The following is a 12649-nucleotide window of genomic DNA, read 5'->3' on the forward strand; positions in this document are numbered from 1 at the left end:
AATGCTCTCTTCATGAAGCGGAATACCGTTCTCAAGCTTTCCGGTGTCGAGCGCCACTACGGCCAGGGCGAGACGCTGCTCTCGATCCTCAAGGGTGCGGACTTCATTCTGAACAGCGGCGAAATCGTAGCCCTCGTCGCGCCGTCAGGCACAGGCAAGTCGACGCTTCTACATATTGCCGGCCTGCTTGAGCACCCCGATGGCGGCGAGGTGATCATCAACGGAAAGGCCTGCGACGGCTTGCCGGACGATAAGCGCACCGCGATTCGCCGCAGCGAAATCGGCTTCGTCTACCAGTTTCATCACCTGCTGCCGGAATTCTCTGCGATGGAGAACATCATGATGCCGCAGATGATCGCCGGTCTCCCGCGCAAGGAAGCGAAGGAGCGGGCTGGTCAGTTGCTCGACTATATGCGCATCGGCCACCGCGGCGCGCATCGCCCCGGAGAGCTTTCCGGTGGCGAACAGCAGCGTGTGGCGATTGCGCGTGCCGTCGCGAATGCGCCCAGCCTGTTGCTGGCGGACGAGCCGACTGGCAACCTTGATCCTGAAACGGCAAGCTATGTCTTTGACGCGCTTGAAGCGCTGGTGCGCCAATCAGGCCTGGCGGCGCTGATCGCGACCCACAATCACGAACTCGCCGGGCGCATGGACCGCCGCGTGACGATCGCCGACGGCAAGGTCGTGGATTTCTGATCAGGGGTGGATGAGACCGCCACGGTAGTCCAATTCGTAGGCTCTACGCTCGTTCACGACGATCACTTCACGACCGCTGAAATGGCTGCAGTCGCCTATGCTTTGATCGGCATAGAAACCGAAGGTGTGCTCGAATTCCATGCCGCCGAGGAAGCGCCGATATTCGGCATACATTTTTGACAGTGCAGCTTTAATCACCGTCCCCGCCCGCTCTCCGTCGATCAGCGCGAATGCTCGATGATGCGTCCGAAGTAGTTCATCGCCCAGACCGGTTCGCTCTCCAGCCAGACCACTTCTTGCCCGGCGAAATCAGTGCCGCCGAAATAACTGTCGAGATAGCGCCAGGTGCCGCGCTGATAACCGATGTCCCGCGATCCCGTCCGGCAGGCGGGTGCAGGGCTTCCGCCACCGACATAGGTATTGGCCTTCGCCTCCACGATGAAACTGTTCAATGCGACAATATCCATAGCGTTCCTCCGCTCGACGGCGCCTCAACAACGGTATCAAATTGTAAAGAACAAACGAAGAACAAACCTCACTGTCCGCAGATCGTTTGTCCGGTGTCGTCGTTCCATTCAGCGATCGGGAGGACATGTGGCTCGGCTTTGACGTCCTTGCCATCCTTCTGCAGCTTGCCCGTCAGTGCATTGTAGTCGCAGGAGCCGGCGGAATTGGGGTCGAGCGTGTCGTAGTGGTTGTAGGTATAGCCGGCAACGACGAACTGCTTGTTCCGATAGGCCACTGTCAGCGTCTGGTCCCAGCGATCGCGCCCGATGGTGCTGTTCTGTGAGTGTATGGCGATGGAGGATTTGCCGACGGCTTTCAACGACGGTTCCTGTCCGAAGACGCCGTCAGCATTGGTGCTGCCCCAGATCTTGTTTGGTGCGGCCAGCGAAAGCCGCAGAAGTTCGTGGTCGCTGTCACGAAGATAGAGGTAGATGCCGATTTGATCATCGCTGGCGCTCTCCTCGGGAGCAACCAGCAGCGCGAGGTCCGCACGCCCATCGCCATCCCAATCCCCCGTCGCCGCGTCGACGATCCGTGTAGGATCGATTTGCTCGGCTTGAGCGGTAAACGCCGCCGATAGAGCCAATCCAGCAATTAATACAAACTTAAACATGCTTTTCTCCCATCGTCATGCGGCCAGCAAAACGGAAAAGAATCCTGTTGACAATAGAACAATAGCGGAACAAATTGGAAACATAAGAGAACAGGAGAGCCAAATGACTGACTTGATCCGTGATATCGCAGCATTCACCTCCATCGCAATGTTCGTTGCCAGCTTCTCGCTTATCTGCATGGCAATGTAAGAATTCCGGGGACCGCATGGCTGCCATGCGGTCCGAGCGCAGCCCTTGTCTGGACATCAACCCCTCAATGCTGAGAATAGACCTGATTGATTCAGGTGATCGGAAGGCATGTCATGGCGGGTGCGGAGAAAGACGCGGAAGGCGGTTTCATCGGTGGTACGCCGGGCTTCGTTCACCTTCGGGTCCACTCGGCCTATTCGCTCCTTGAAGGTGCGCTGCCGCTTAAGAAAATCCTCCACAAGGCGTCGGGGGACAGCCAGCCGGCCATAGCGATCACCGACACCAACAACCTGTTCGTCGCCCTCGAATTCTCACAGAAGGCGATGGAGGAGGGCCTTCAGCCGATCATCGGCTGCCAGGTCTCGATTGACATGGAAGACGGCCTGGAGACGGAACGGCGCGGCGGCCAGCAGGCGCTCGTCAAGCTGCCGTCGCTGGTGCTCCTGGCGGCCACCGATGCTGGTTACGAGCGGCTGGTGGATGTTGTCAGCCGCGCCTATCTCGGCGGCGAGGGCAACGGTCAATCGATCCACATTCGGGCCTCCTGGCTCGAGGAGACCGGCACCGACGGCCTGATCGCTTTGACCGGCGCCTTGACGGGACCGATCGACATGGCACTGAAGGACGGGCATGCCGCCCAGGCGGAAGCACGCCTCCTGCTGCTGAAGCGCCATTTCGGGGACCGGCTCTATGTGGAGCTGCAGCGGCACGGCACTTATGACAAGCGCCATGAGCAGAAACTCATTGGCCTTGCTTATGAGCACGACCTGCCGTTGGTCGCCACCAACGAAGCCTTTTTCCCGACCCGTGACGACTATGATGCGCATGACGCCCTGATGGCCGTCGCGCACAACGCCATTGTCTCGGATGATACCCGGTTCCGCCTGACACCCGATCACTACCTGAAGAGCCGCGCCGAAATGGCCAAGCTGTTCGCGGACCTGCCGGAGGCCTTGGAAAACACCGTCGAGATCGCGCGGCGCTGCTCGTTCATCCTGAAGACGCGCAAGCCGATCTTGCCGCGCTTCACCGGCGCGACGGCCGATCCCGAGGAAGCGGAACGCGAAGAGGCGCTCGAACTGCGTCGTCAAGCCGTGGAGGGGCTGGATAGTCGCCTGGCCACACTCGGCATGTCGCCCGGCTATGACGAGAAGGACTACCGCGAACGCCTGGAATTCGAACTTAGCGTCATCGAGCGCATGAAATTCCCGGGCTACTTCCTCATCGTTTCGGACTTCATCAAATGGGCAAAGCAGCATGACATCCCCGTCGGCCCGGGCCGTGGCTCGGGTGCGGGCTCGCTCGTCGCCTACGCGCTGACCATCACTGACGTTGATCCGCTGCGTTTCTCGCTGCTCTTCGAACGCTTCCTCAACCCGGAACGCGTCTCGATGCCGGACTTCGATATCGACTTCTGCCAGGACCGCCGCGAAGAGGTGATCCGTTATGTGCAGCGCAAGTACGGCCGCGAACAGGTCGCGCAGATCATCACCTTCGGTTCGCTGCAGGCCCGCGCAGCACTGCGCGACGTCGGCCGTGTGCTGGAGATGCCCTACGGTCAGGTCGACAAGATCTGTAAGCTGGTGCCGAACAACCCGGCCAACCCGACGCCGCTGTCGAAGGCGATCGAGGAAGAGCCGAAGCTGCAGGAGGAAGCCGACAAGGAGCCGGTCGTCGCCCGCCTGCTCGATATCGCCCAGAAAATTGAAGGTCTCTACCGCCACGCATCGACCCACGCTGCCGGTATCGTCATCGGCGACCGCCCGCTGTCGAAGCTCGTGCCGATGTACCGCGATCCGCGTTCCGACATGCCTGTCACCCAGTTCAACATGAAGTGGGTCGAGCAGGCCGGACTCGTCAAGTTCGACTTCCTCGGGCTGAAGACGCTGACCACGTTGAAGGTCGCCGTCGATTTCGTCGCCAAGCGTGGCATCAAGGTCGATCTTGCCTCGATCCCGCTGGACGATAAGCTGACCTACGAGATGCTCTCGCGCGGCGAAACGGTCGGCGTGTTCCAGGTTGAAAGTGCGGGCATGCGCAAGGCGCTGATCGGCATGAAGCCGGACTGCATCGAGGACATCATCGCACTCGTGGCGCTTTATCGCCCGGGCCCGATGGAAAACATCCCGGTCTACAATGCCCGCAAGCACGGCGAGGAAGAGATCGAGTCGATCCATCCGACGATCGACTACCTGCTGAAGGAAACGCAGGGGGTTATCGTCTACCAGGAGCAGGTGATGCAGATCGCCCAGGTCCTGTCGGGCTACTCGCTCGGTGAAGCCGACCTTCTGCGTCGCGCCATGGGTAAGAAGATCAAGGCGGAGATGGACCAGCAGCGCGAGCGCTTCGTCGATGGCGCCGTCAAGAACGGCGTGAATAAGCCGCAAGCCGATGTGATCTTCGACCTGCTCGCCAAGTTCGCCAACTACGGTTTCAACAAGTCTCACGCCGCCGCTTACGCGATCGTTTCCTACCAGACCGCCTATATGAAGGCGCATTATCCGGTCGAGTTCCTCGCCGCGTCGATGACGCTCGATATGTCGAACACCGAAAAGGTCAACGACTTCCGCCAGGACGCCAAGCGTCTCGACATCGAGGTAATCCCTCCTTCGGTACAGACCTCGTTCCGCCATTTCGAGACCGGCGACAACAGGATCTACTACGCGCTGGCGGCGCTGAAGGGGGTCGGCGAATCGGCTGTCGATCATATCGTGGAGGTCCGCGGTGGCACCCCATTCGCGAGCCTTGAGGATTTCTGCCTGCGCATTGATCCGCGACAGGTGAATCGCCGCGTGCTGGAAAGCCTGATTTTCGCCGGTGCTTTCGATTGCTTCGGGCTCGACCGCGCGCAACTGGCGGGCGGCCTCGACCGCATCATGGGCTACGCCCAGCGTGCGCAGGAAAACAAGCTGAGCGGCCAATCGGATATCTTCGGCAGCGCCCTTTCGTCAGAGCCTGAGAAAATCTCGCTGCCGCCGTTTTCGCCGTGGCTGGCCTCGGAGAAGCTGCTCAAGGAGTTTCAGGTCCTTGGCTTCTATCTGACGGCGCATCCGCTCGATAGCTACCAGAGCATTCTGCAGAAGATGCGCGTTCAGACCTTTGCGGAGTTTTCGGCCGCAGTGAAGCAGGGAGCGAGCAACGGCCGCCTTGCGGGCACCGTCATTTCCAAGCAGGAGCGCAAGACCAGGACCGGCAACAAGATGGGCATCATCGTGTTCTCCGACTCCTCTGGGCAGTTCGAAGCCGTCCTATTCTCCGAGATGTTGAACCAGTATCGTGATGTGTTGGAGCCCGGGAAGTCCTTCGTCATTACGGCAACGGGGGAGGAACGGCCGGAAGGCATCGGCCTTCGCTTGCAGACGATACAATCGCTTGAGGAGAAGTCTCTGCAGATGCAGAAGGCCCTGCGCGTCTACGTGCGCGATTCCGGGCCGCTTCGTGCCGTCGCGGCACACCTCAATGCCAAGGGCGATGGCCTAGTCTCCTTCATCGTAATCAAGGAGGAAGGCAAGCGCGAGGTGGAAGTCGAGCTTCCGCAGAAATATCGCATCACGCCTGAGATTGCTGCCGCACTGCGTGCGGCGCCCGGCGTCATCGACGTCGAGCTCGTCTGACGTCAGCCCCTTGTAAGGGTGATGAAGTCGGTTCCTTCGCCGGTCTCGGGACCGATGCCGGTGTCTGAGATTGTCAACGTCGAGCCGGTGGTCAGCATGGCGTCGATCTTCCGCCGCGCCTCCTCAGGAATATCGATACGGCTCAGAGCATTGGCGATCGGCGTGCCTGATATGATCGAGCTTTCCAGGCTGCTAATGCCGAGCCGGTTCATGGTCGCGCGGGCGAGTGTGTTGGGAAGCGTCGCCCCCATCCAGTCCGCCGAGCCGGTTTCGAAATCGACGTTGTGGACAGAGAAGAAATGAGTGCCGAGGGCAAGACCCGGGTTCTCGATCGAGATCGGCGCTTCAAGAACCGGCTGGAAGCCTTGGCGAACCATGATGACGCCGTTCGGCGGCGCTCCCTTGCCCGCCGCGGCATAGACCGCCTTAACGAGCGCGTCACTTGCCGGTGACTTGTCGCTGGTCGGCTCGACTGGATGCTGCAACTTGAAATGACTGATTGCCTGAAGCGTTGCCGACCCGAGGAGGCCATCCGGTTCACCCGCGGCAAATCCGAGCTCGTTGAGATATGTCTGAAGGTCGATGATCTCCTCGCGCAGACTGCGGCGCGTAATGAGAATACGGATCGGTGTGTCGTTCGCGGGAGCCGTCGCCGCCGGCATTTGTGCAGACGGTGGCGCGACGTCGTTCATGGCGACCTGAACCGGAGCCTGCCCGATCGTCGGCCTCAGCGAAGCGTCGGAAAGCAGTGCTGGCGGCTCCGGCATATCCGGCCGGAAGAGGGTTGGGTGATCGATCGGTTCCGGCGTTACTTCCGCGTCGGTAATGACAACCGGAACGCCCATCGCCGTCATCTTGTAGAGCTGCTTGGCGAAGGCTGCCGGCATCCGGACGCAGCCATGCGATGCTGGGTAGCGCGGCACGGAATTCGACTCGTGAAGCGCGATGCCAGACCAGGTCAGCCGCTGCATGAACGGCATCGGCGCAGCCGAATAGATGTTGGATTCGTGATATCTCTGCTTTTCGATGACGGAAAAGATGCCGCTCGGCGTCGTATGGCCCGGCTTCCCCGTAGAAACCTTCGAGGTAGCCACGACCTCTGTACCGTCGTAGAGCGTGAGCGACTGCGCATCCTTCGATACGAAGATCTGCAGCGTGCGTGCATCCGCCGCGAGAGCGGGATGCGCGAGCGCGGTGGCCGACAGCAAGCCGAGGCCAAAAACGAGACGCGACAACATATGACTCAACCGATACGCAATACTTGAAGCCGAAGCCTAGTCGGTGAAGCTTAAGGAAAACTTGATATAAGGAAGCCTGAGGCAGCCTCACGTATTAGTGATCGCGCTTGCCGCCAAACGTATATCCGGTCTGGACGGTGCCTTTGCCGAACTTGTCGCGCAACTTGTCCATTGCCGCTTCGGCTGCGGCCCTACGACCCGATTGCTCATCGATAAGGTCGGGCGGATCTGCGCGCGCGGGGTCGCAAAGGTCGGTGACGCCGATCCCGATGAGGCGAAACTTCGTGCCGTCCGTTTCCTTCCCCAGCAGGTCCAGCCCGGTACGGAAGATGCGGTCGGCAAGCTGGGTCGGGTCTTCGAGCTTGCGATTGCGGGTGCGCAGCTTGAAGTCCGCCGTCTTCATTTTGAGAACCACGGTCTGGCCGGCGATATCATCTTTCTTCAGCCGCCAGGAGACCTTTTCCGAAAGACTGCGGAGGATCGGAACGAGCTCGTCATGGCGGGATATATCGTCGAAGAAGGTCGTTTCGGACGAGACGCTCTTCGCCGCGTCGTTCAGATGCACTTCGCGGTCGTCGATGCCGCGAGAAAGACGCGCGAGCCGCTGCCCGATGCTGCCATATCGGCGCATCAGGTCATTTTCCTCCATCGTCTGCAACTGGCCAATCGTCCGGATGCCATCGGCCTCCAGCGTGGCTGCAAACGCCTTGCCGACGCCCCAGATCGTTGTCACCGGCCGCGGCGCCAGGAACGAAACCGCTTCCTCGCGGCCAATGACCGAGAAGCCGCGAGGTTTCTGAAGGTCGGACGCGACTTTGGCGAGAAACTTGCAGTAGGAGAGGCCAACGGAGATGGTTATGCCGATCTCCTTCTCGATACGCTGGACGAACTTGGCAAGCGTGCGCGCGGGCGGATCGTGATGCAGCCGCTCGGTGCCGCCGAGTTCCAGAAACGCCTCGTCGATCGAAAGCGGCTGAACGAGCGGGGTCAGTTCCTGCATTAAGGTGCGGACCTCGCGTCCGACCTTCACGTATTTTTCCATGTCGGGCCGGATGACAACTGCCTGGGGGCAGGCCTCCAGAGCCTTGAACATCGGCATTGCAGAACGAACGCCGTGGATCCGCGCAATATAGCAGGCGGTCGAGACCACCCCGCGCTTGCCGCCGCCGATGATGACGGGCTTGTCGGCAAGCTCGGGATTGTCACGCTTCTCGATCGCTGCATAGAAGGCGTCGCAATCGATATGCGCCAGCGTCAGGTCGTATAGCTCCTTGTGCCGCACAAGGCGAGGGCTTCCGCACGCCACACAACGGCGCGTTTCGGCCTTCTGCTCGGCAAGGCAGTCGCGACAGAAGCCGGGTGTCTTGGCGTAGGCAAGTGTCATGATGAGAACAAAGATTGAACATCGCAACATTAGCCTCTAAACTTTCGAGTCTCAAGAGAGGCTGGGAGGTTTGCATTGGATATCGATCTCCGTTTCGAGCCGGTGACAGCAGACCGGTGGGGTGACTTCGAACGGCTCTTCGGTCCCCGCGGGGCGTTTTATGATTGCTGGTGTGTCGCGCTTCGCTTGCCTCATGCCGTGCGGACGAAGATGAGGCCGGACGAGCGAAAATCGCACATGCTTGGCAGGATCGCTGTCGGGCCGCCGCCAGGTATTCTGGCCTATGCCGATGAGGAACCGGTCGCCTGGGTTCAGGTCGGGCCAAGGCACGACGTACCGCAATTCAACTCGTCGCGGACGGTGTCCCGACCGATGGAAGAGGGTGATGCGCACGATCCGTCGTTCTGGGCGGTGAGTTGTTTCTTCCTGACATCGCATTTGCGGGGGCAGGGGCTCAGCCATCAACTGCTTGCCGGTGCGATCGACCATGCGCGGCGCCACGGTGCCCGCTACCTCGAGGGCTGTCCGATTGACCACGTCAAGCAATCGAAGTCGGTGACGCTCTGTATTGGATCAACCGCGATCTTCGATGCGGCTGGATTTGAAACCGTGGCCAGACGAAAGGATGGCCGACCGCTCATGCGGCTGGACTTGAGCCCTTGAGACCTCTGCCGAGAAATGCGCCCTCAGCAATTCTGCGGCATGGTCCCAGCCGGCGGCGGCGACGATGCTTCCAACGGGCGGTGGCGCGAACGGCTTGAAATCCGCGTTGGCCATCATGGTCAGGAGCAAGCACTTAGGCACATGATCGGCAACGGAAAGGAGATTGCGTTGCATATCATCGATGAAGGCGACTGGCAGGCTTCGGCCATCATGCAGCCTTGCGACGACGGGCCCCTTGAGCTCTTCGGTGGCGATCAGGTCGAACGAGAGGTCGAGCTGATTGAGAAATTCGCGCCGGATACCGTGGTGCCGAGGTGGCATCGCGGTCAGGAAGACGATGTCGGCGTCGGCCGAAAGCGACTGCAGTGTTTCAACGGCTTTTTCCGCCGGTTTCTGCCAGAGGTGCTGGTTCGCGAAGAACATTTCCTCGAACGAATCGACGGCGTCCCTATCCAGCTCGCTGCCGTCAAGCAGAGAGACGATATTACCGTAGAGGCGGAACGACCGCGGCAGGAGGTCGTAGCTGTGCGAGCGCAGGAAAGCGGTGAAGGGAGTGAGGAACTCGAGAACCACTTCGTCGATGTCGCAGACAACCAAAGGCCGGTCGCCGAGGCGCACCTGGCTGACGTTGGTAGCAATATCCATGCTCAAAATTCTCCCGAGCCAAGTCCCGGCGGCGAAAAGTGCAGCCATGCCGCATTCAATGCGTCGGGCGCGGTGCCGGTCGCTTGGCAGAAGGCCATCGCCGTCGGCTCGTGCTGCATGACGAAATCCATCATGCCGGAAAGGAAGCCGGGATCGCTGACCACGTGGCGCACCTGGGCCGGTTCAACACCGGTCAATGCGAGAAAACGACCGAACAGATCCGGATCGTTGGCAAGCCAGGCAAGAACGGAGATCGCAGTCTGCTGCGGATCGGCCGCGAGTTGTTTCGAAGTCTTGAAGTTGCTTTGCATTTTTCTGGGTAAGTTACCTATTTTTCAACCAAATAGCGATAGTGTGCCGCCATCGGTTCTATGGAACCATGCCATCGCAGAAGTCTTCTTCATGCGGGGAAGCGGTACCGGAACGGACGTAGGACGCGTGTCATGCCCAAGCAGGTGATGATTGTAGAAGATAACGAGCTCAACATGAAGCTCTTTCGCGACCTCATCGAGGCGTCCGGCTACACGACGATTCAGACCCGAAACGGCATGGAAGCGCTCGACCTCGCGCGCAAATACCGGCCCGATCTGATTTTGATGGATATCCAACTCCCCGAGGTTTCTGGTCTCGAGGTTACTAAATGGCTTAAGGAAGACGACGACCTGCACGTCATTCCTGTTATCGCCGTTACAGCATTTGCCATGAAAGGTGACGAGGAACGCATACGCCAGGGCGGCTGCGAGGCCTATGTCTCCAAACCCATTTCCGTTCCTAAATTCATTGAGACGATCAAGACCTATTTGGGCGATGCCTGACGCATCGGAAAGAAGCCTATGACTGCGCGCATTCTCGTGGTTGATGACATTCCGGCCAACGTCAAGTTGCTCGAGGCGCGGCTAGTCGCGGAGTATTTCGATGTCTTGACCGCCGGCGACGGCTATCAGGCCCTCGCAATATGCGAGCGCAACCAGGTCGATCTTGTCCTTCTTGATATCATGATGCCGGGGATGGACGGCTTCGAGGTCTGCGAGCGCCTGAAGGCCAATCCCAAGACCTCGCACATACCTGTCGTCATGGTGACGGCCTTGGATCAGTCGGCCGATCGCGTGCGTGGTCTGAAAGCCGGCGCAGACGATTTTCTCACCAAACCGGTCAATGACCTTCAGCTGATTTCCCGGGTGAAGAGCCTGTTGCGGCTGAAGACGCTCAGCGACGAATTGCGCATTCGCGCCGAAACAGCGCAGACCATGGGGATCGATGAACTGCTGCGAACCGGCGAGGGGCGGGGCGACGAATCGGGCCAGGTGCTGCTGGTCGACGGACGCGCCAATTCGCAGGAACGCATCATCAAGGCGCTGAAGCCCATCGCCGATGTCTCGGCAATCTCGGATCCGCAGGCGGCACTCTTCGAAGCGTCGGAAACCCCCTTTGAACTGGTTATCGTCAACGCCAATTTCGACAACTACGATCCGCTGCGCCTGTGCTCGCAGCTTCGTTCGCTCGAGCGCACGCGCTTTCTACCGATCCTGATCATCACCGAGCAGGGCGACGACGACATGGTGATCCGGGCCCTGGAACTCGGCGTCAACGACTATATCGTCCGGCCGGTCGATCCCAATGAGCTGGTGGCGCGCAGCCTGACGCAGATGCGCCGCAAGCGTTACAATGATCGCCTGCGCGCGAGCGTGAAGCAAACGATCGAGCTTGCCGTGACCGATCCGCTGACCGGGCTCAGCAACCGCCGCTACCTGGATAATCACCTCAGCACGCTCTTCAATCGCTCGATGGCGCGAGGTCGTCCGCTATCGGTGCTGATCACCGATATCGATCGCTTCAAGCAGGTCAACGACACCTATGGCCATGATGCGGGGGATGATGTGCTGCGGGAGTTTGCAAGGCGCATCCGCTCCACCGTCCGTGGTGCCGATCTGGCCTGCCGATACGGCGGCGAGGAATTCGTAGTGGTTATGCCGGATACCTCGCCCGAAGTGGCGGCAGCCGTCGCGGAGCGACTGCGCTCGGTGGTCGAGACGGTACCGTTCCTGCTGAAGTCAACGGGGCAGGAACTGAACGTCACGGCGTCCTTCGGCATTTCGTCGCGGATCTCCTCCATCCTCACTCCAGGGCAGTTGATGAAGCAGGCGGACCTAGCGCTTTACGAGGCAAAAACGGGTGGCCGTAATCGCGTGGTCGCCGCCGCTTGAGCAATGCTTCTATGAGGCATTTCAGGTCATCCACAACTTGCTAATTAAGGGCGGACGGCACGGCAACGAAGTAATTGCAGTTGCAAAGCCGGCATTTCCCTCCGAAGGTTTGCTCGCTCTCGATATCATGCTAGGCAGATGCCGCGCGGTTGATGGGACAAATGTGAGGATCAATCGGATTTAGCCGGCATTTCGCAAGTAGCTGCGAATGGACAAGCTTTGGCCCGCATCGGCGGAAGCTAATACTATTGGGCTATAGTTTCGGCCTTCTTTGCCCATTAGGCGCTCTTCTTGCAAAAGTACGCGATTCCAAGCTTTAAAAACTGTCCCAAAGCCGTACTTTTAACCATGAAATCAAGCCCAGAAATCTAACCATTAAGAATTTGTTGATTTTCTTTCATTTTCGAGCAAATTATCGGCCATAAGAGATAAGTACTCCCGTGAGGAGTCCGAGGTACCCCATGATGCTCAGGTCCGCCGCATCTCCTGGGTCGTGGGGTCGGTCGGCTGGTTTGCAACAATAAGCGGTTCCTCGTGCCGCGTTGCTTGCTGGTCGACCCCCTTTCAGGAAAACGCCGTCCTTTCCGCATTCTAGGAAGGACGGCGTTTCTGTTTTCAGGCCTGAGACCAGACGGCAGAGCCGGCAAACAAAAAGGCGCGCAGCCCATGGGCGCGCGCCTCTTCGAAAAACGTCAGATCAAGCGATTACTTGATCTTGGTTTCCTTAAACTCGACGTGCTTCTTAGCAATCGGGTCGTACTTGGTCTTCGTCATCTTGTCGGTCATCGTACGGCTGTTCTTCGTCGTGACGTAGAAGAAACCGGTGTCGGCCGTCGACAGCAGCTTGATCTTGATTGTGGTAGCCTTGGCCATGGTCGTCCTGCCTTTAATAAAA

The 12649-nt window shown here is 59.4% G+C and carries 11 protein-coding genes and 1 pseudogene; 5 read left to right on the forward strand and 7 right to left on the reverse strand.

Annotated elements, in window-relative coordinates; all coding sequences use genetic code 11:
- Window positions 1–12 precede the first annotated feature (12 nt).
- A complete protein-coding gene (locus AS026_RS11005; protein WP_025659959.1) occupies window positions 13–696 on the forward strand; it encodes an ABC transporter ATP-binding protein in 684 nt (227 codons plus the stop codon).
- Here the strand turns inward: AS026_RS11005 and AS026_RS11010 are convergent.
- A pseudogene (locus AS026_RS11010) lies at window positions 697–1163 on the reverse strand (DUF5680 domain-containing protein).
- A gap of 68 nt (window positions 1164–1231) precedes the next feature.
- The gene (locus tag AS026_RS11015) at window positions 1232–1816 is read right to left on the reverse strand and encodes a hypothetical protein (RefSeq protein WP_025659961.1); all 585 of its coding nucleotides are present in this window, start codon (window positions 1814–1816) and stop codon (window positions 1232–1234) included.
- A 303-nt stretch (window positions 1817–2119) separates the two neighbouring features.
- Here AS026_RS11015 and dnaE point away from each other — a divergent pair, with 303 nt between their 5' ends.
- A complete protein-coding gene (gene dnaE / locus AS026_RS11020; protein ID WP_062369644.1) occupies window positions 2120–5620 on the forward strand; it encodes a DNA polymerase III subunit alpha in 3501 nt (1166 codons plus the stop codon).
- A gap of 2 nt (window positions 5621–5622) precedes the next feature.
- On the opposite strand, the gene AS026_RS11025 is transcribed toward dnaE, so the two are convergent.
- Window positions 5623–6858 (reverse strand): L,D-transpeptidase family protein, encoded by a 1236-nt coding sequence (locus AS026_RS11025; protein WP_062369645.1) that lies wholly within the window; start codon window positions 6856–6858, stop codon window positions 5623–5625.
- 94 nt (window positions 6859–6952) lie between these two features.
- The gene (locus AS026_RS11030; protein ID WP_062369684.1) at window positions 6953–8242 is read right to left on the reverse strand and encodes a DNA polymerase IV; all 1290 of its coding nucleotides are present in this window, start codon (window positions 8240–8242) and stop codon (window positions 6953–6955) included.
- A 75-nt stretch (window positions 8243–8317) separates the two neighbouring features.
- Between AS026_RS11030 and AS026_RS11035 the strand changes: the two genes are divergently transcribed.
- Window positions 8318–8905 carry a GNAT family N-acetyltransferase gene (locus tag AS026_RS11035; RefSeq protein ID WP_025659965.1) on the forward strand — a complete coding sequence of 196 codons (588 nt, stop codon included), beginning with the start codon at window positions 8318–8320 and terminating at the stop codon, window positions 8903–8905.
- Here the strand turns inward: AS026_RS11035 and AS026_RS11040 are convergent.
- Together AS026_RS11040 and AS026_RS11045 are read right to left on the reverse strand one after the other, a co-directional pair.
- Complete coding sequence (locus AS026_RS11040) at window positions 8816–9550, reverse strand: hypothetical protein (protein WP_025659966.1); 735 nt, start codon at window positions 9548–9550, stop codon at window positions 8816–8818. The two genes, AS026_RS11035 and AS026_RS11040, sit on opposite strands and share 90 nt — an antisense overlap.
- A gap of 2 nt (window positions 9551–9552) precedes the next feature.
- The gene (locus AS026_RS11045) at window positions 9553–9861 is read right to left on the reverse strand and encodes a DUF3572 domain-containing protein (protein WP_025659967.1); all 309 of its coding nucleotides are present in this window, start codon (window positions 9859–9861) and stop codon (window positions 9553–9555) included.
- Window positions 9862–9993: 132 nt separating this feature from the next.
- Between AS026_RS11045 and AS026_RS11050 the strand changes: the two genes are divergently transcribed.
- Window positions 9994–10365 (forward strand): response regulator, encoded by a 372-nt coding sequence (locus AS026_RS11050; RefSeq protein ID WP_007531841.1) that lies wholly within the window; start codon window positions 9994–9996, stop codon window positions 10363–10365.
- 18 nt (window positions 10366–10383) lie between these two features.
- The gene (locus tag AS026_RS11055) at window positions 10384–11754 is read left to right on the forward strand and encodes a PleD family two-component system response regulator (protein ID WP_062369646.1); all 1371 of its coding nucleotides are present in this window, start codon (window positions 10384–10386) and stop codon (window positions 11752–11754) included.
- A 705-nt stretch (window positions 11755–12459) separates the two neighbouring features.
- Here AS026_RS11055 and rpmG read toward each other — a convergent pair.
- A complete protein-coding gene (rpmG, locus tag AS026_RS11065; RefSeq protein ID WP_003587245.1) occupies window positions 12460–12627 on the reverse strand; it encodes a 50S ribosomal protein L33 in 168 nt (55 codons plus the stop codon).
- Window positions 12628–12649 lie beyond the last annotated feature (22 nt).

It is taken from the genome of Rhizobium altiplani (genome assembly GCF_001542405.1).
GTDB classification, from domain to species: Bacteria; Pseudomonadota; Alphaproteobacteria; order Rhizobiales; family Rhizobiaceae; genus Rhizobium; species Rhizobium altiplani.

Coding starts and splice junctions, on each gene's coding strand:
- AS026_RS11030 (WP_062369684.1), bottom strand. CDS start 8,242: ATGACACTTGCCTACGCCAAGACACCCGGCTTCTGTCGCGACTGCCTT.
- AS026_RS11040 (WP_025659966.1), bottom strand. CDS start 9,550: ATGGATATTGCTACCAACGTCAGCCAGGTGCGCCTCGGCGACCGGCCT.
- AS026_RS11055 (WP_062369646.1), top strand. CDS start 10,384: ATGACTGCGCGCATTCTCGTGGTTGATGACATTCCGGCCAACGTCAAG.
- AS026_RS11005 (WP_025659959.1), top strand. CDS start 13: ATGAAGCGGAATACCGTTCTCAAGCTTTCCGGTGTCGAGCGCCACTAC.
- AS026_RS11045 (WP_025659967.1), bottom strand. CDS start 9,861: ATGCAAAGCAACTTCAAGACTTCGAAACAACTCGCGGCCGATCCGCAG.
- rpmG (WP_003587245.1), bottom strand. CDS start 12,627: ATGGCCAAGGCTACCACAATCAAGATCAAGCTGCTGTCGACGGCCGAC.
- AS026_RS11050 (WP_007531841.1), top strand. CDS start 9,994: ATGCCCAAGCAGGTGATGATTGTAGAAGATAACGAGCTCAACATGAAG.
- AS026_RS11015 (WP_025659961.1), bottom strand. CDS start 1,816: ATGTTTAAGTTTGTATTAATTGCTGGATTGGCTCTATCGGCGGCGTTT.
- dnaE (WP_062369644.1), top strand. CDS start 2,120: ATGGCGGGTGCGGAGAAAGACGCGGAAGGCGGTTTCATCGGTGGTACG.
- AS026_RS11025 (WP_062369645.1), bottom strand. CDS start 6,858: ATGTTGTCGCGTCTCGTTTTTGGCCTCGGCTTGCTGTCGGCCACCGCG.